At 72.4% G+C, this 18,124-nt stretch carries 16 protein-coding genes; 14 read left to right on the forward strand and 2 right to left on the reverse strand.

What is annotated here, in order from left to right:
* Positions 1-270 precede the first annotated feature (270 nt).
* The 12 genes from ACUY4T_RS14255 to ACUY4T_RS14310 all read left to right on the forward strand — a co-directional run bounded on the left by ACUY4T_RS14255 (position 271) and on the right by ACUY4T_RS14310 (position 13,644).
* Entirely contained in the window at positions 271-918 is a 648-nt protein-coding gene (locus tag ACUY4T_RS14255; RefSeq protein ID WP_446019629.1) for an amino acid ABC transporter permease, read from the forward strand.
* Positions 915-1,838 carry an amino acid ABC transporter permease gene (locus tag ACUY4T_RS14260; protein WP_446019630.1) on the forward strand — a complete coding sequence of 308 codons (924 nt, stop codon included), beginning with the start codon at positions 915-917 and terminating at the stop codon, positions 1,836-1,838. The genes ACUY4T_RS14255 and ACUY4T_RS14260 overlap by 4 nt, the downstream gene beginning before the upstream one ends.
* A gap of 59 nt (positions 1,839-1,897) precedes the next feature.
* The gene (pheS, locus tag ACUY4T_RS14265) at positions 1,898-2,938 is read left to right on the forward strand and encodes a phenylalanine--tRNA ligase subunit alpha (RefSeq protein ID WP_446019631.1); all 1,041 of its coding nucleotides are present in this window, start codon (positions 1,898-1,900) and stop codon (positions 2,936-2,938) included.
* Positions 2,939-2,942: 4 nt separating this feature from the next.
* A complete protein-coding gene (gene pheT, locus ACUY4T_RS14270) occupies positions 2,943-5,468 on the forward strand; it encodes a phenylalanine--tRNA ligase subunit beta (protein WP_446019632.1) in 2,526 nt (841 codons plus the stop codon).
* 118 nt (positions 5,469-5,586) lie between these two features.
* Positions 5,587-6,000, forward strand: coding sequence for a DUF1801 domain-containing protein (locus tag ACUY4T_RS14275; RefSeq protein WP_446019633.1), 414 nt, complete (start codon positions 5,587-5,589; stop codon positions 5,998-6,000).
* Positions 6,001-6,235: 235 nt separating this feature from the next.
* A complete protein-coding gene (gene argC, locus ACUY4T_RS14280; protein ID WP_446019634.1) occupies positions 6,236-7,279 on the forward strand; it encodes an N-acetyl-gamma-glutamyl-phosphate reductase in 1,044 nt (347 codons plus the stop codon).
* Positions 7,276-8,433: a bifunctional glutamate N-acetyltransferase/amino-acid acetyltransferase ArgJ gene (argJ, locus tag ACUY4T_RS14285; RefSeq protein WP_446019635.1), complete on the forward strand. Its 1,158-nt coding sequence runs from the start codon at positions 7,276-7,278 to the stop codon at positions 8,431-8,433. The genes argC and argJ overlap by 4 nt, the downstream gene beginning before the upstream one ends.
* 17 nt (positions 8,434-8,450) lie before the next feature.
* Positions 8,451-9,380, forward strand: coding sequence for an acetylglutamate kinase (gene argB / locus ACUY4T_RS14290; protein ID WP_446019643.1), 930 nt, complete (start codon positions 8,451-8,453; stop codon positions 9,378-9,380).
* Entirely contained in the window at positions 9,377-10,582 is a 1,206-nt protein-coding gene (locus ACUY4T_RS14295) for an acetylornithine transaminase (RefSeq protein ID WP_446019636.1), read from the forward strand. Before argB ends, ACUY4T_RS14295 begins: the two co-directional genes overlap by 4 nt.
* 28 nt (positions 10,583-10,610) lie before the next feature.
* Positions 10,611-11,540 (forward strand): ornithine carbamoyltransferase, encoded by a 930-nt coding sequence (argF, locus tag ACUY4T_RS14300; RefSeq protein WP_446019637.1) that lies wholly within the window; start codon positions 10,611-10,613, stop codon positions 11,538-11,540.
* 2 nt (positions 11,541-11,542) lie between these two features.
* Positions 11,543-12,976: an argininosuccinate lyase gene (gene argH / locus ACUY4T_RS14305; protein WP_446019638.1), complete on the forward strand. Its 1,434-nt coding sequence runs from the start codon at positions 11,543-11,545 to the stop codon at positions 12,974-12,976.
* Positions 12,977-13,011: 35 nt separating this feature from the next.
* Complete coding sequence (locus ACUY4T_RS14310) at positions 13,012-13,644, forward strand: DNA-3-methyladenine glycosylase (protein ID WP_446019644.1); 633 nt, start codon at positions 13,012-13,014, stop codon at positions 13,642-13,644.
* A gap of 48 nt (positions 13,645-13,692) precedes the next feature.
* On the opposite strand, the gene ACUY4T_RS14315 is transcribed toward ACUY4T_RS14310, so the two are convergent.
* Both ACUY4T_RS14315 and ACUY4T_RS14320 read right to left on the reverse strand, forming a co-directional pair.
* Positions 13,693-14,289, reverse strand: a complete 597-nt coding sequence (locus tag ACUY4T_RS14315; protein WP_446019639.1) for a hypothetical protein — start codon at positions 14,287-14,289, stop codon at positions 13,693-13,695.
* A gap of 52 nt (positions 14,290-14,341) precedes the next feature.
* Positions 14,342-15,019: a DNA-binding protein gene (locus ACUY4T_RS14320; RefSeq protein ID WP_446019640.1), complete on the reverse strand. Its 678-nt coding sequence runs from the start codon at positions 15,017-15,019 to the stop codon at positions 14,342-14,344.
* 128 nt (positions 15,020-15,147) lie between these two features.
* On the opposite strand from ACUY4T_RS14320, the gene tyrS reads away from it, so the two are divergent.
* Both tyrS and ACUY4T_RS14330 read left to right on the forward strand, forming a co-directional pair.
* Positions 15,148-16,449, forward strand: a complete 1,302-nt coding sequence (gene tyrS, locus ACUY4T_RS14325; RefSeq protein WP_446019641.1) for a tyrosine--tRNA ligase — start codon at positions 15,148-15,150, stop codon at positions 16,447-16,449.
* 10 nt (positions 16,450-16,459) lie between these two features.
* Positions 16,460-17,827, forward strand: a complete 1,368-nt coding sequence (locus ACUY4T_RS14330) for a CoA transferase (protein WP_446019642.1) — start codon at positions 16,460-16,462, stop codon at positions 17,825-17,827.
* Positions 17,828-18,124 lie beyond the last annotated feature (297 nt).

Raw genomic sequence — 18,124 nt, forward strand, 5'->3', positions numbered from 1 at the left:
CCTCGACCCCCTGACCCGACTCCCCCCTCCCCAACCCACCGGGGGGTTGTGGGGGAAGGGGGGGGTATGGGGGGGGGTGGGGTGCGGATTTTGTGTGAGAGGGGGGTGGGGGGGGAAAAGGGGAGACTTGTGCGCGGTTGCAAAAACCCGCGGGCGTGGGATGGGGATTAGTCCGTGTGGGTGGGTTCTGTCCGTTGACCGCCGCCCCCCCCCTCGACCGCCTGCACGCCTCGCCGCGAACGGGCACCGACCACTGACAGAAGGAGGAGCGTGGACGCGGTCATCGACAACCTGCCCCTGTACTTTCAGGGCTTCGGCACGACGCTGCTGCTCCTGGTCGTCTCGGGTCTCGCGGCGCTCGTGATCGGCACCCTGATCGCCGCGATGCGCATCTCGCCCGTACCGTCGCTGCGCTGGTTCGCGACCGGCTACACCGAGCTGGTGCGCAACACGCCGCTCACGCTGGTCCTCTTCTTCACCGCCATCGTCCTGCCGATCCTCGGATCGCGGCTCGACTACCTCACGGCGGCGATGATCGGGCTCTCGGTCTACACCTCGCCGTTCATCGCCGAGGCCCTCAGGTCGGGCATCAACGGCGTGCCCGTCGGCCAGGCAGAGGCGGCGCGCAGCGTCGGATTCGGCTTCGGCCAGACGGTCGGCCTGATCGTCCTGCCCCAGGCGTTCCGCATGACGGTGCCGCCGCTCATCAACGTCTTCATCGCGCTCACGAAGAACACCTCGGTCGCCGGCGGCTTCTTCGTCGTCGACCTCTTCGCCACGGGACGCATCCTCGCGAACGACCGCGGCGACGCGGTCATCCCGATCCTGCTCGGCGTTGCGACCTTCTACCTGCTCATCACCGTGCCGCTCGGGCTCCTCGCGGCACGCCTCGAACGCCGTTGGGTGGTGCAGCGATGACCGGATCGAGCGTCCTCTTCGACGCGCCGGGCCCCGTCGCCCGCCGCCGCTCCCTGATCAGCTCCGTGATCGGTGCGGTCGTGATCCTCGCCGGACTCGCCTGGGTGGCCCTCACCCTCGCGGCGCCGAAGGGCAACCTGCCCGGATACTTCGATCCGACGCGCTGGGAACCGATGGCCGAGCCCATCGTGTGGGAGCGCATCCTCACCGTGGGCGTCTGGGGCACGCTGAGCGCCGCGCTCACGGCGTCGGTGCTCGCCGTCCTGCTCGGCATCGTCTTCTCACTGCTCCGCAGCGCGCAGACGGCGTGGATCCGCATCCCCACCGCGGTCGTGCTCGAGTTCCTGCGTGGCATGCCGGTGCTGCTCATGATGCTGTTCATCCTGCTGGTGCTGAGCACCGGCACGTTCTGGGCGGTCGTCGCCGCGCTCACGCTCTACAACGGCGCGCTCATCGGCGAGGCGCTGCGAGCCGGTCTCGCCTCGCTGCCGAAGGGCCAGCGAGAGGCGGGGCTCAGCCTGGGCATGCGTCCGCTGCAGTCGAAGATGCTCATCGAGTTCCCGCAGGCGTTCCGGCAGATGCTGCCGATCATCATCGCCCAGCTCGTCGTGCTGCTGAAGGACACCTCGCTCGGCTACATCGTCGGCTACGTCGAACTGCTTCGCGTCACGATGAACCAGCTCGCGACGTTCTACGGCAACTACTACCTCTTCTCGTTCTTCATCGTCGCGCTCGTGCTGTACCTGACGATGAACCTCCTCCTGTCGTGGTTCGCCCGCTGGGTCGCACGACGCACGGCGAGCAAGACGGGCCGTCCGGCTCCGAACCCCGACGAGGAGGACTCGGAGTTGCTCATGGGCGTGGCGAAGGCGAATGCCGCAGCTCGTCAGTCCACCGACCAGACCGGCCACGGCGTGTGATGACCGGGGGTCGGCACTGACGTGGGTCGACGCGCCCCGGCCGACTAGACTCGTTCTTCGTGTCCGAGCCCCTTGAGATCACCGAACCCGCGGTCGACGCGGCCGTCGATGCGGCACTGGCCGCGATCGCCGCGGCCGGCGACTCCGCCGCGCTGAAGGCCGTCCGCGCCGAGCACACCGGCGAGAAGTCGACGCTCGCGCGCCTCAACGCCTCGCTCCGCAGCGTGCCGAACGACCAGAAGGCCGCCCTCGGCAAGCTCGTCGGCTCCGCCCGCGGCCGGGTCAACCAGGCGTTCGCCGCGCGCGAGGCCGAGATCGTCGCCGCCGAGGCCGAGGCGCAGCTGGCCGCCGAGGCGGTGGACATCACGGCGCTGCCGTCGCGCTTCACGCCCGGCGCGCGGCATCCGCTCGCCCTGCTGCAGGACCGCGTCTGCGACGTGTTCACCGGCATGGGGTGGGAGATCGCCGAGGGCCCAGAGGTCGAGAGCGAGTGGTTCAACTTCGACGCCCTGAACTTCGACGCCGACCACCCGGCGCGGGCCATGCAGGACACGTTCTTCGTCGACCCGCCCGAGTCGCATCTCGTACTGCGCACCCACACGAGCCCGGTGCAGGTCCGCTCGATGCTCGAGCGCGAGGTGCCGATCTACGTGCTGGCGCCCGGCCGCGTGTACCGCACCGATGAGTTCGACGCCACGCACCTGCCGGTCTTCATGCAGTTCGAGGGCCTCGCCGTCGACAAGGGGCTGACCATGGCGCACCTGCGCGGCACGCTCGACCACTTCGTCAAGTCGATCTTCGGCGACGACGCCAAGGTGCGCCTGCGCCCCAGCTTCTTCCCGTTCACCGAGCCGAGCGCCGAGCTCGACTTCTGGCACCCGACCTTCAAGGGCGGCGCACGCTGGATCGAGTGGGGCGGGTGCGGCATGGTGCATCCCAACGTGCTCCGCGCGGCCGGAATCGACCCGGAGGTCTACACGGGCTTCGCCTTCGGCATGGGCATCGAGCGCGGGCTCATGCTCCGCAACGGCGTCCAGGACATGCGCGACATGGCCGAGGGCGACATCCGCTTCTCGCAGCAGTTCGGAATGGTGGTCTAGAGATATGCGAGTGCCGCTCAGCTGGCTCGCCGAGTACGTCGACCTGCCCCCGGGCACCTCCCTCGAGGAGGTGCACGCCGCACTCGTGCGCGTCGGGCTCGAGGAGGAGGACGTGCACACGTTCGACCTCCAGGGGCCCATCGTCGTGGGCGAGGTCCTCGAGTTCGTCGAGGAGCCGCAGTCCAACGGGAAGACCATCCGGTGGTGCCAGGTGCGCGTCGCACCGGACGGCGAGACCGCGGCCGACGGCGGCGACGCCGTGCACGGCATCGTCTGCGGTGCCCGAAACTTCCTCGTCGGCGACAAGGTCGTGGTGACGCTCCCGGGCTCGGTGCTGCCCGGTCCGTTCCCCATCGCCGCGCGCAAGACCTACGGCCACGTCTCCGACGGCATGATCGCCTCGACCAAGGAGCTCGGCCTGGGTGAGGACCACGACGGCATCCTCCGCCTGTCGACACTCGGCATCGACGCGCCCGTCGGCACCGACGCCATCGCGCTGCTCGGCCTCGACGACGCCGCCGTCGAGATCAACGTCACGCCCGACCGCGGCTACGCGTTCTCCATCCGCGGCGTCGCCCGCGAGTACGCGCACGCGACCGGTGCGGTGTTCCGCGACCCGGCCGAGCAGGTGGCCGCAGCGGATGCCGCGGCCGACGCCTTCCCCGTGGAGATCCGCGACGACGCCCCGATCCGCGGCCGCGTCGGCTCGAGCGTGTTCGCCACGCGCATCGTGCGCGGCATCGACCCGACCCGGCCCACGCCGGCCTGGATGGTCGCGCGGCTCAAGCTCGCCGGCATCCGCTCGCTGTCGCTGCCCGTCGACATCACGAACTACGTGATGCTCGAGCTCGGCCAGCCGATCCACGGATACGACCTCGACGCGCTGCAGGGCGGCATCGTCGTGCGCCGGGCGCAGCCCGGCGAAACGCTCGAGACCCTCGACGGCAAGGTGCGCACGCTCCACCCGGAGGACCTGCTCATCACCGACGACCGCGGGGCGATCGGGCTCGCCGGCGTCATGGGCGGCGCCGACACCGAGATCGGCGAGACGACTCGCAACGTGCTCATCGAGGCGGCGAACTTCGACCCGGTGTCGATCGCACGCACCGCGCGCCGGCACAAGCTGCCGAGCGAGGCGTCCAAGCGCTTCGAGCGCGGCGTCGACCCGGCCATCGCGGGCGCGGCGGCCGCACGCGTCGCCCAGCTGCTCGTCGACCTCGCCGGCGGCACCGCCGACGAGACCGGCTCGCTGATCCACGCCGCACCCGAGCGCGAGGCGATCCTGCTGCCCGACGGCTACGTCACGCAGCTCATCGGCGTCGAGTACACCGACGACGAAGTGCACGACGCACTCGCCGAGATCGGCGGCCGCGTCGAGCGCGTCGACCACGGCTTCGCCGTGGTGCCGCCGACGTGGCGTCCCGACCTCACGGCGAAGGCCGACCTCGCCGAGGAGGTCGCGCGCCTGCTCGGGTACGACCGCATCCCGTCGGTGCTGCCCGTCGCGCCGCCCGGGCGCGGGCTCACGAGGGCGCAGCGCGTCCGCCGGGGCGTCGCCGACGCGCTCGCGGCCGCCGGCTCGACCGAGGTGCTCGCCTTCCCGTTCGTCGCCGAGCCCGACAACGCCGTCTACGGCAGCGTCGACGGATCGCCGGTCGCGAGCGTGAAGCTCGCCAACGCGCTCGACGCGTCGGCGCCGTACCTGCGCCGCTCGCTCCTGCCCGGCCTGATCGGCGTCGCCCGCCGCAACCTGTCGCGCGGACTCACCGACCTCGACGTGTTCGAGCTGGGGCTGGTCTTCCTGCCCGAGTCGGGTCGGGCGTACGGCGCGGCCGAGCTGCCGATCGGGTGGGAGCGCCCGTCCGAGGCGGTCCTCGACGAGCTGAACGCGGGCATCCCCGCCCAGCCGCGGCACATCGGCGTCCTGATCACCGGCGACCTGCACGCGAAGCAGCCCGGCCGCCCGGCCGAGCCGGCGGGCATCGCCGACGCGCTCGACGCCGTGCGCCGCATCGCGCACGCCGCCGGCGCCGAGGTCGAGTTCGCGCAGGGCGCGCACCAGGCCCTGCACCCCGGGCGCACCGCCGAGGTGCGGGTCGCCGGTCGGGTCGTCGGCTACGCCGGCGAACTCCACCCGAGGCTCGCCGCCGAGGCCGACCTGCCGCGCGTCGTCGCGGTCGCCGAGGTCGACCTCGACGCGGTCATCGCGCTCACCGACCCCGCCGTCGAAGCGCGGCCGATCGGTACGCTTCCCGCGGCGACGCAGGACCTGTCGCTCGTGGTCGGCGCCGACGTGCCCGCCGCGCGGGTCGCGGAGGCGGTCCGCGAGGGCGCCGGCGAGCTCCTGGAGCACCTGCAGCTCGTCGACGACTACCGCGGGCAGGGCGTGCCGGAGGGCTCGAAGAGCCTCACCTTCGCGCTCCGCTTCCGCGCCGCCGACCGCACGCTGACCGCAGCGGAGGCGAGCGACGCGAAGCTCGCCGGCGCCGCCCTCGCCGCGGAGCGCACCGGGGCCGCGATCCGCGAGTAGCGGCATCCGCCGACGCACCGTCCCGAGGGCGCCCCGCCGATCACGGCGAGGCGCCCTCGATCGTTCCGCGCATCGGCCCGGGGGTGCCGCGACGCCCCGAGCGGCGGTACCGTGGGGCATGGCCGAAGCGAAGACCCAGCCGACCGGCGCGTCGGTGTCCGACTTCCTGGCCGCGGTCGAACCCGCGGGCCGCCGCCTGGACGGCCTCGAGCTGCGCGAGCTCTTCGACCGCGTGACCGGCACCGACGCCGTCATGTGGGGCCCGTCGATCGTCGGCTACGGCCTGCACCACTACCGGTACGAATCCGGGCGCGAGGGCGACTGGATGGTCGTGGGGTTCTCGCCGAGGAAGGCGTCGACCTCGCTCTACGGCTTGCAGACGCCCGGCGCCGAGGGGCTGATCGATCGACTCGGCAAGGTCAAGGTCGGGGCCGGTTGCCTCTGGATCGGCCGTCTCGACACCGTCGACCGCCACGTGCTCGAGGAACTCGTCGACCGGGCCTGGGTGCGCACGCGCGGCGACGACGTCTGACCGCCCGGCAGGCAGCGGAGCGGCGATTTGCGAGCGCCGCTCGCGGCTGGGTAGGGTCGCCGCATGACCACCGCCCGCTCCGGCAGCCGCACGCGCGTCCTGCGCGCCGCGGCGACGCGCGCGCGACGGCGAGGCGAGCGCCGAATCCAGGCGACCCCCGCGACGGGCTGACCCCGCCGTCCTGGGCGTCGCCGGAACCGTCTCACCCGACCGATGAGCCCATAAGGTGGATTCCATGACGTACACCGTCGCCGTGTCCGGAGCGTCCGGCTACGCCGGAGGCGAGTTGCTTCGCCTCCTCGCCGATCACCCCGAGTTCGACGTGCGCACGGTGACCGCGCACTCGAACGCCGGCCAGCCGCTGACCGCCGTGCAGCCGCACCTGCGCAGCTACACGCACCTGACGCTGAAGGAGACCTCGGCGGAGACCCTCGCGGGTCACGACGTGGTCTTCCTCGCGCTGCCGCACGGCGCCTCCGGCGCGATCGCCGCCGAGCTCCCCGACGACACGCTCGTCATCGACTGCGGCGCCGACCACCGGCTGGAGGACGCCGCCGACTGGGCGGCGTTCTACGGCGGAGCGTTCCACGGCGCATGGGAGTACGGCGTCCCGGAGCTTCCGCGGCTGTCCCGGACCCAGCGAACGCGCCTCTCGCGCACGCGCCGCATCGCCGCGCCAGGCTGCAACGCCTCCGCGGTCGCCCTCTCGCTCGCACCCGGCATCCGCGCCGGCGTCATCGACGATCGCGACATCGTCTCGGTGCTCGCGGTCGGCCCTTCGGGGGCGGGTCGTTCCCTCAAGGCGCACCTGCTCGGCTCCGAGATCCTCGGATCGGCGAACCCCTACGCCGTGGGCGGCACGCACCGCCACATTCCGGAAATCCGGCAGGCGCTGCGCTGGGCCGGCGCCGCCCAGCCGTCGCTGTCGCTCACGCCGGTGATCGTGCCGATGTCGCGCGGCATCCTCGCGACCTCGACCGCGCGCATCGTGCCGGGCGCGGATGCCGCGACGGTGCGCGCCGCGTGGGAGGACGCCTACGCCGGCGAGGCGTTCGTGCAGGTGCTCCCCTCTGGGCAGTTCCCGCGGACGGCCGACGTACTCGGCGCGAACACCGCCCTGATGGGCGTCGCCGTCGACGAGGCGGCGGGCCGGGTGGTCGTCGTCACCGCCGTCGACAACCTCGTGAAGGGCACCGCAGGCGCCGCGATCCAGTCCGCGAACCTCGCACTCGGCCTCGCCGAGACCACCGGCCTTCCCGTGAACGGAGTGGCACCGTGAGCATCACCGCGCCGGCCGGGTTCGAGGCCGCAGGCATCGCCGCCGGGATCAAGCGCACCGGCGCCCTCGACCTCGCGCTGGTCGTGAACCGCGGGCCGCAGCAGCACGCCGCGGCGGTCTTCACCTCGAACCGGGCGAAGGCCAACCCGATCCTCTGGTCCGAGCAGGTGATCGCCGACGGCACCGTCTCGGCGGTCGTGCTGAACTCCGGCGGGGCCAACTGCTTCACCGGCTCGGAGGGGTTCCAGGTCACGCACCGCACGGCCGAGGCCGCGGCATCCGCCCTGCACGTCTCGGCCGGCGACGTGCTGGTCTGCTCGACCGGGCTCATCGGCGAGCAGCTCGACGGCGAGGTGCTGGAGGAGGGGGTCCTGTCGGCGGTCGACCGGCTCTCGGCCGACGAGGCCGCCGGCCTCGACGCGGCGCGCGCCATCATGACCACCGACTCGCGACCGAAGACCGTCGAACTGCAGGTCGACGGATGGCGCATCGGCGGCATGGCGAAGGGCGCGGGCATGCTCGCACCGGGCCTGGCGACGATGCTCGTCGTCATCACCACCGATGCCGACGTGCCCTCGCCGAAACTCGACCGGGCGCTGCGGGAGGCGACGCGGGTCACGTTCGACCGCCTCGACTCCGACGGCTGCATGTCGACGAACGACCAGGTGACGCTGCTCGCCTCGGGCGCCTCCGGCGTCGTGCCCGACGAGGAGACGTTCGTCCAGGCGCTCACGACGGCCTGCCGCGACCTCGCGCTCCAGCTGCAGTCCGACGCGGAGGGAGCGAGTCACGACATCGCGATCGAGGTGCGCGGCGCCGCGACCGAGGACGACGCGGTCGAGGTCGGGCGTGCCGTCGCGCGCAACAACCTGTTCAAGGCCGCGATCTTCGGGAACGACCCGAACTGGGGGCGGGTGCTCGCCGCGATCGGCACCACGCGCGCCCCGTTCGATCCCTACCTCGTCGACGTGTCGATGAACGGGGTCCGGGTCTGCCACGCGGGCCGGCCCGACCGGCCCCGCGACGAGGTCGACCTCGCACCGCGGGCGACGCACGTGCTGGTCGAGCTGCACGCCGGGGAAGCGACCGCGACGATCTGGACCAACGACCTCACCCACGACTACGTGCACGAGAACAGCGCGTACTCGAGCTGAGCATGAGCGAGGAGCAGATGACCCCGGACGGCGATGCACGTGCCGATGCCGACGCCGCCGCCCGCAAGGCGGGCACCCTGATCGAGTCGCTGCCGTGGCTGAAGCGGTTCCACGGCGAGATCATCGTCGTGAAGTTCGGCGGCAACGCGATGGTCAGCCCGGAACTGCAGCGCGCCTTCGCCGAGGACATGGTCTACCTGCGCTACGCGGGCATCCGCCCGGTCGTCGTGCACGGCGGCGGACCCCAGATCTCATCGATGCTCGAGCGGCTCGGCATCGCGAGCGAGTTCCGCGGCGGCTACCGCGTCACGACGCCCGAGACCATGGACGTGGTGCGCATGGTGCTGTCGGGGCAGGTCAACCGCGAGCTCGTGAGCCTCATCAACGAGCACGGTCCGCTGGCGTCCGGACTGTCCGGCGAGGACGCGGGCCTGTTCCGCGGTCGGCGCCGCGGCGCGGTCGTCGACGGCGAGGAGGTCGACCTCGGGCTCGTCGGCGACGTGGTCGCGGTCGACCCGGAGGCGGTGCTCGCGCAGCTCGAGGCGCGCCGCATCCCCGTCGTGTCGTCGATCGCCCCCGACCTCGACCAGCCGGGCCAGTCGCTGAACGTCAATGCCGACTCCGCCGCGGCCTCGCTCGCGGTCGCGCTCGGCGCGGCCAAGCTGGTGATCCTCACCGACGTCGCGGGCCTGTACCGCGACTGGCCGAACCGCGACTCGCTCGTCTCCGAGATCTCGGCGCCCGACCTCGAGGCACTGCTGCCGTCGCTCGAGTCCGGCATGATCCCGAAGATGGCGGCCTGCCTGGAGGCGGTCGCCGCCGGCGTGCCGAAGGCGGCGATCATCGACGGGCGCATCCCGCATTCGATCCTGCTCGAGATCTTCACGCAGCAGGGGATCGGCACCGAGGTCGTCGCGTCGGCGGATGCCGCGGGAGCGACCTCGTGACCGCCCCGGAGCAGCCGTGGCGCGAGCGGTTCGACCGTCGCATGATGCGATCGCTCGGGATGCCGCTGGCCCGGCTCGAACGCGGTGAGGGCTGCTGGGTGCAGGACGACGGGGGCACGACCTACCTCGACTTCCTCGCCGGCATCGCCGTGAACTCCCTCGGCCACGCCCACCCGGTCTTCGTCGAGGCGGTCTCCCGCCAGGCGGCGACCCTCGCCCACGTGTCGAACTACTTCGCCACCTCGCCGACGCTCGATCTCGCCGACCGGCTCCTGCGCCTCGCGGGCGCGGGGGAGTCCGGCCGGGTGTGGTTCGGCAACTCGGGCGCCGAAGCGAACGAGGCCGCGTTCAAGCTCGCGCGCCTCAACAACTCGGGCGGCGCGCGGGCTCGCGTGCTCGCGCTCGTCGACGCGTTCCACGGCCGCACGATGGGGTCGTTGGCGCTCACCGGGAAACCCGCGATGCGGGATGCGTTCGAGCCGCTCCCCGGCGGCGTCGAGCACATCCCGTCGACCATCGAAAGCCTCGAGGCGGCGATGGACGACTCCGTCGCCGCACTCATCGTGGAACCGATCAAGGGCGAAGCCGGCGTGCTCGACCTGCCCGACGGCTACCTCGAGTCGGCGCGCGACCTCACCCGCCGGCACGGAGCGCTCCTCATCGTGGATGAGATCCAGACCGGTGCGGGCCGCACCGGCGCATGGTTCGGGTTCCAGCACGCCGGCATCGTCCCGGACGCGATCACCGTCGCCAAGGGCATCGGCGGCGGCATCCCGATCGGTGCGCTCGTCACGTTCGGCCACGCCTCCGACCTGTTCTCGAAGGGCCAGCACGGCTCGACCTTCGGCGGCAATCCGCTGGCGACCGCGGTGGCCGGCGCGGTGCTGGCCGAGATCGAACGCGCCGGTCTCGTCGAGAACGCCGCACGTCGCGGTGCCGAGCTTCGGCGGCGGCTCCTCGCGATGGACTCCCCGCTCGTCGCGGGGGTGCGCGGCCGCGGCCTGCTCGTCGGCGTCGCCCTCTCCGAGCCGGTCGCGCCCGCGCTGTCGGCCGCCGCCCTCCAGGCCGGGCTCATCGTGAACGCCGCCAACGACTCCACGATCCGGCTCGCCCCGCCGTTGATCATCGGCGACCGCGAACTCGACGAGTTCGAGGTCAGGTTCGCCCGCGCGCTCGCCGCGGTGGCCGCCCCGCATCGCTGACCGACCCGCGCCCACGAACGGAAGACCCATGACGCGACATTTCCTCCGCGACGACGACATCACGCCCGCCGAGCAGGCCGAGATCCTCGACCTCGCCCAGCGGCTCAAGGCCGACCGCTGGGCCGAGACGCCGTTGGCGGGCCCGCAGACCGTGGCGGTGATCTTCGACAAGTCCTCGACCAGGACCAGGGTGTCGTTCGCGGTCGGCATCGCCGACCTCGGCGGGTCGCCGCTCATCATCTCTACCGCATCGAGTCAGCTCGGCGGCAAGGAGACGCCGTCCGACACCGCCCGAGTGCTGGAGCGCATGGTCTCGGCGATCGTGTGGCGCACCTACGCCCAGTCCGGCCTGGACGAGATGGCCGCGGGCACCACCGTCCCGGTCGTCAACGCGCTCTCGGATGACTTCCACCCGTGCCAGCTGCTCGCCGACCTGCTCACCATCCGCGAGCACAAGGGCGCGCTCGCCGGCCTCACCGTCGCCTTCCTCGGCGATGGAGCGTCGAACATGGCGCAGTCGTACGTGCTCGCCGGTGCGACCGCCGGCATGCACGTGCGGGTCGCGTCGCCGGAGGAGTTCGCTCCGGCGGCGACCGTCGTCGCGGACGCGGACCGCATCGCAGCCGGAACGGGCGGCTCCGTGACGCTGTACACCGATCCGGCCGAGGCGGCCGCGGGCGCCGACGTCATCGTGACCGACACGTGGGTCTCGATGGGCAAGGAGGACGAGAAGGCGCACCGCGTCGCCACCTTCGGCTCCTACAAGGTCGACGCCGAGCTGATGTCGCTCGCCGAGCCCGACGCCGTCTTCCTCCACTGCCTGCCGGCCGACCGCGGCTACGAGGTGGCGGCCGACGTCATCGACGGGCCGCAGTCGATCATCTGGGACGAGGCGGAGAACCGACTGCATGCGCAGAAGGCGCTGCTCGTCTGGCTCCTGGCACGGAAGGACGCGTGAGCATGGCGGACCAGCAGGGCACCAACGAGGGCGCGCTCTGGGGGGCCCGGTTCGCCGGCGGCCCCTCGCCCGAGCTGCAGCGCCTGTCGAAGTCGACGCACTTCGACTGGCAGCTCGCGCCGTACGACCTCGCCGGGTCGCGAGCGCACGCCCGGGCGCTCGCCGCAGCGGGCTACCTCGAGCCCGACGAACTCGACCGCATGCTCGCCGGGCTGGACGCGCTGGAGGCGCGCGTCCGCTCGGGCGAACTCGTCGCCGCCGAATCCGACGAGGACGTGCACGGCGCGCTCGAATCGGCCCTCATCGCCGAGGTGGGCGCCGAGCTCGGCGGCAAGCTGCGGGCCGGACGCAGCCGCAACGACCAGATCGCCACGCTCGTGCGGCTGTACCTGAAGGACCACGCCGCCACCCTCGGGCGGCAGCTGGTGCACCTCATCGACGCGCTGGCCGCGCAGGCGGACGCGCATCGCACCGCGATCATGCCGGGTCGCACCCACCTCCAGCACGCGCAGCCCGTGCTGCTCGCGCACCACCTCCTCGCGCACGGCTGGGCGTTGTCGCGCGACCTCGAGCGACTGGTCGACTGGCTCCGGCGCGCCGACGTCTCGCCGTACGGCGGCGGCGCCCTCGCCGGGTCGACGCTCGGGCTCGACGCGGCATCCGTCGCTCGCGACCTCGGCCTCGCGCATCCGGCCGAGAACTCGATCGACGCCACCGCGAGCCGCGACGTGGTCGCCGAGTTCGCGTTCATCGCGGCGATGATCGGCATCGACCTCTCGCGCATCAGCGAGGAGGTCATCCTCTGGAACACCCGCGAATTCGGCTTCGTCACGCTGGACGACGCCTACTCGACGGGCTCCTCGATCATGCCGCAGAAGAAGAACCCCGACATCGCGGAGCTCGCGCGCGGCAAGTCGGGCCGCCTGATCGGCAACCTCACGGGACTCCTCGCGACGCTGAAGGCGCTGCCCCTGGCGTACAACCGCGACCTGCAGGAGGACAAGGAGCCCGTCTTCGACTCGGTCGAGACGCTCGAGGTGCTGCTCCCGGCGTTCACCGGGATGGTCCAGACCCTGACGTTCCACACCGAGCGCATGGCCGAGCTCGCGCCCGCCGGGTTCTCGCTGGCGACGGATGTCGCGGAGTGGCTGGTGCGGCGGCGGGTGCCGTTCCGCGACGCGCACGAGATCACCGGGTCGCTGGTGCGCTACGCGGAGGAGCACGCGCTCGACCTGCACGAGGTCGACGACGCGGCGCTCGCCGCGATCTCGCCGCACCTCACGCCCGAGGTGCGCGAGGTGCTCACGATCGAGGGGTCCGTCGCGAGCCGCGACGGCATCGGGGGCACCGCCCCGTCGAGGGTCGACGGCCAGTTCGCGGCCCTGGCCGACCGCGTCCGGCACCTCGTCACGTCGTTGCCCGGAGGCGGCGACTGAACGTGCCGGCCGGACCGACGGGCGAGTCGGAGCGGATGGCGCAGGGGCCCCGCGGCGACGGGCTCGTGCGACCGGACCGGGCCTGGTTCGAACGCGACGCCGTCGAGTTGGCACCCCTGCTGCTCGGCGGCGTCCTGGCCCACGAGACCGCGGAGGGTCGCGTGGCCGTGAGGCTCTCCGAGGTGGAGGCCTACCGCGGGGTCGGCGAGGATCCGGGTTCGCACGGCTTCCGGGGCCGGACGCCGCGCAACGCGGTGATGTTCGGCGAGGGCGGGCACCTCTACGCCTACTTCACCTACGGCATGCACGTGTGCATCAACGTCGTCGCGGATCGGGCGGGCCGCTCCGCCGGCATCCTGCTCAGGGGCGGCGTGGTGGTGGACGGCCACGACCTCGCCCGGTCGCGTCGCCCTCGGTCGTCCGAGCGGGACCTCGCTCGGGGACCCGCACGCCTCGCGCAGGCGCTCGGCGTGCCGCTCGAGCGCAACGGCGCAGACCTGCTCGCGCCGCCGTTCGAGCTGCGCGTGCCGCGCGAACCGCCGGCGCACGAGACCGGCCCTCGCACCGGGATCAGCGGCCCGGGGGGAGCGGCGGCCTATCCCTGGCGGTTCTGGCTGCCCGGGGATCCGGGGGTGTCCGCCTATCGGCGACATCCGCGATCGGACTGAGGGGCGCGGGCCTGCCGCCCGGGTCGCCGCGCCGACGGCGCCGCCGGATCATCGGACCGCGAGGTGCACCGCGAACGCGGCCGCGCACGCCCAGATGAGGCTCGCGAACGTCCCGATGATGAACCGCTCGCGCGCCTCGGGCGCCTCGAGCTCGGTGAAGCGGCCGACGCCTTTCACGGCGACCACGATGGCCAGGCCCTCGGGGAAGGCGGCGATGATCGATCCGGCGGCACCGAGCCGCTCGAGCACGCCGATGGTCAGGCCGCCGCGGAGGACCTCGCGCCGCGGTGCCGACACCCCGGCCGCGCCGGGCTCGTCGGGGCGGACGGCGACGAGGATGCCGCCGTGGGCTCCGGGCGGCGCGCTGGTGCCCATTGCGAGCTGCAGCGCGGTCGCGGCGGCGGGACTCCCGCCGAAGACGGCGACCACCGTGCCGAGCAGTGCGACCAGCGGCGCCGCGACCGCCGGAACGGGGGAGCCGGCGGTCGACGCCGCGACGATCGCCACGACCACGGCACCGGCGGCCGGCCAGAGGTGGATCGGGCGGGGTCGCAGGAACGCGAGCACGGAGAGGACGGCGGCGGCGGCGAGCGATGCGATGATCACGGCCCAGGCCACCGCCGACAGGGTCTCGACGAAGTTCACGGGTGCTCCTTCTGCGGGTTCGGGTCGCGCGGTTCGGCACCGCGCCACGAGCCTAGCGAGCGGCGCCGTCGCTGCGACGTCCGTCGTGCTGCGCGTCGTCGTCGGCGCCTGCGTCGTTCTGCTCGGGCGTCGCGTCGAGATCGGCCAGCAGCCGGACGAGGGCGGGGGCGGCGTCGCCGTCGGCGTTCCACTGGGCGGCGCGGAGTCGCTGGCTGACGGCGGCGTCCGAGATCCCGAGCAGGCGGGCGGCATCCTTCTGGGTGCGGCCGTCCCGCACGAGGTCGACGGCCTCCCAGCCCTGGGGCGTCCGGCGGTCGCGGAGGAGCAGGAGCAGTCGCACGAGCGCCTCGACGGACGCCGCGTCCAGGACGTTGCCGCGTCGGTCCGCCGCACGCAGCGCGAATCGCGCATCGCCGCGCTTGGCGGCGTCGACGGCCTCGCGGGCGGCGATGAAGGCCGGGCCGGCCGCCTTCCGCACCGCGTCCGGAAGCGGTTCCCGCACGTCGCCGACGCCGAGGCCGATGCTCCAGCGCTCCGCACGGTGCAGGGCGAGCACCAGGTCGAGCGCGGTGGCGGGGTCGGTCGTGATGGCCTGCACCTCGTCGCCGGCCGTCTGGTCGACGGGCAGGGCGAGGCGATCGCCGAAGAGCTCCTGCAGCTCGCGCTGCATCGCCTCGGATCGATCGATGTCGACCCGGCTGCCGATTTGGTCGGCGGTGATGACGTACATGTGCAGGCCTCCCGAACTATAAAGCTAGCAGACTTCATCTCTTGAATTCAAGTATTCAAACTTCAACGACGGCGATGAAGCTCCAGGGCTTCATCGCCGACCGAACTCGCGCTGCTACCCTTGCTGACGTGTCCGACCCCGCCATCCTCGCCACCCAGCAGAACGACCCGACGTTCGAGGATGTCTGGGAGGAACTGCGCTGGCGAGGACTCGTGCACGTCTCGACCGACGAAGCGGCGCTGAAGCAGCTGCTCTCCGGGGAGCCCGCCACGTTCTACTGCGGGTTCGATCCGACCGCGCCGAGCCTGCACCTGGGCAACCTGGTCCAGATCCTGACCATGCGGCGGATCCAGCTCGCCGGCCACCGGCCCCTCGGCCTCGTCGGCGGATCGACGGGCCTGATCGGCGACCCCCGCCCCACCGCGGAGCGCACGCTCAACACCAAGGACACCGTGGCCGAGTGGGTCGAGCGACTGCGCGGCCAGGTGAGCCGGTTCCTCTCCGCCGAGGGCGACAATGCCGTGCGGATGGTCAACAACCTCGACTGGACCGCGGGACTCTCGGCGATCGACTTCCTGCGCGACATCGGCAAGCACTACCGCGTCGGCACGATGCTCAAGAAGGACGCCGTCGCGTCCCGCCTGAACTCCGAGGCCGGGATCAGCTACACCGAGTTCAGCTACCAGATCCTGCAGGGATTCGACTTCCTCGAGCTCTACCGTCAGTACGGCTGCGTGCTGCAGACCGGCGGCAGCGACCAGTGGGGAAACCTGACGAGCGGCACCGACCTCATCCACCGGGTCGAGGGGCGGCATGTGCACGCGATCGGCACGCCGCTCATCACCAACTCCGACGGCACCAAGTTCGGCAAGAGCGAGGGCAACGCGATCTGGCTCGACGCCGAGATGTGCAGCCCGTACCGCTTCTACCAGTTCTGGCTCAACACCGACGACTCCGATGTCGTCTCGCGCCTGAAGGTCTTCACGTTCCTCACGCGCGAGCGCATCGAGGAGCTCGCCCGGAAGGTCGCCGACGAGCCCTTCCGCCGCGAGGCGCAGAAGGTCCTGGCCCACGAGGTGACCACCATGGTCCACGGGGCGGATGCCACGGCCGCCGTGGTGGCCGCATCGCAGGCGCTCTTCGGGCAGGGCGATGTCGCATCGCTCGATCGCGCCACGCTCGAGGCGGCCCTGCGGGAGCTCCCGCACGTCGAGGCGGACCCGGGCGCACCGGTCGTCCAGGTGCTCGTGGACACCGGGCTGGTCTCGAGCCTCAGCGAGGGACGCCGGGCCATCGCCCAGGGCGGTGTCTCGCTCGACAACGTGCGCGTCGACGACGAGACGGCGACGATCTCCGATCGGGTGCCTGCCGGCGGCATGGCGGTCCTCCGCCGCGGCAAGAAGACCCTGGCCGGCGTGTTCGTCCGATAGGCCGACGACGATGCGAGGAGCCGCCGACCGCCTCCTCGCACGCGTCTGGTCCGAGCTCGGGCGCGACCCGGTCGAGCTCGACGGACTCGGGCCGCTCCCGGCCGCGCCGCTGCCCTCGAGGCTCGACGTGTCGTCGCTCGCCGTGGCATCCGTCGCCGCCGCCAGCCTCGCCGGATGGGCCGCATCGGCCGGCCCCGGTGCCATCCGCCTCGACGGCGACCGCATCGCGAACGCGTTCCAGAGCGAGCGCGTCGCCCGCTTCGACGGGAGGTCGCCGCAGGTGTGGTCCGCGCTCTCCGGCTTCCACCGCGCGGGCGACGGGTGGGTGCGCACGCACGGCAACTACCCGCACCACGCCGCCGCGCTCCGGCGCGTGCTCGGGCTGACGCCGGCGGATGCCGAGGCGCCTGCCGCCGTCGGCCGGGCCGTCGCGCGCTGGGACGCCGGACCGCTGGCCGAGGCCGTCTCCGCGGCCGGCGGCATGTGCGTCGCCGTCGCCCCGGAGGATCCCGAAACCGTCGCCCGCCTCGGCGGGACTCCGCTCATCGAGCTCGTCCGATGGACGGAGGCGCCGGTGAAGCGGCCCGGACCCGGACGCAGGTCCGGACTCCCGCTCGCCGGCGTGCGCGTGCTCGACCTCACCCGCGTGATCGCGGGCCCGGTCGCCACGCGGACGCTGGCGCTGCTCGGCGCGGATGTGCTGCGCGTCGATCCTCCGTCGCCGGCCGAGATCGGCTGGCAGCACCTGGAGGCCGGACCGGGCAAGCGCTCCGCGCTGCTCGACCTGCGATCGGCCGAGGATGCCACGCTGTTCGACGCGCTGCTCGCGTCGGCCGACGCGGTGGTCGTCGGATACCGTCCCGCAGCGCTCGAGCGCCTCGGGATCGACCCGGCCGCCCTGGTGCGCCGTCACCCGGGCCTCGTCGTCGCCCAGCTCTCGGCATGGGGGTTCGAGCGAGACGTCGCGGATCGTGGCGGCTTCGACAGCCTCGTCCAGGCGGCGAGCGGGATCGCATCCATCGAGGCCGATGGGGGAGCACCCGGCGCGCTGCCGGCGCAGGCGCTCGACCATGCGACCGGATACCTGCTCGCGGCGGCCGTCGCGACGATGCTCGCGCGTCGCGACACCGAGGGCGGGTCGTGGCTCGCGCGCATGTCGCTCCGCCGGACGGCGGCGGAACTGCTCGCGATGCCGAGATCCCGGGGAGGCGGCGACGCACTGGACGAGTCCACGCGCGCGCGGCATACGGGGTCGCTCGTCGGGCCGGCCGGACGACAGGCGATCGCGCTGCCGGCGATGGCCGCTCCGGAGGGCTCGATGACCTGGTCGGCCGCCCCGCACCGGTGGGGTTCCGATGCGCCCCGATGGGCGGAATGACGGGCGACACGCCCGGGATGCAGGGCCGAGTTGCGGGACCCCCCGCATCTCCGTAAAGTATTCATTCGTTGCCCCACAGGAGCGAGAGAAGCGAAAGAGCTTCTCCTCCTCAAGCGGCACGAAGATCCCGAACCTGATGACGACTCGATCGTCGCGGTTCGAAGCGTCCGGATCGGTCCCATGAGGATCACCGGATGAAGAACGAAACAGCTCCGGTAGATCGTCCGCATTCATGCGGCGTGACCCGGGTGCGTCCGTTCCTTGAGAACTCAACAGCGTGCACTATGTTCAATGCCA

Source organism: Agromyces arachidis, from assembly GCF_052805135.1.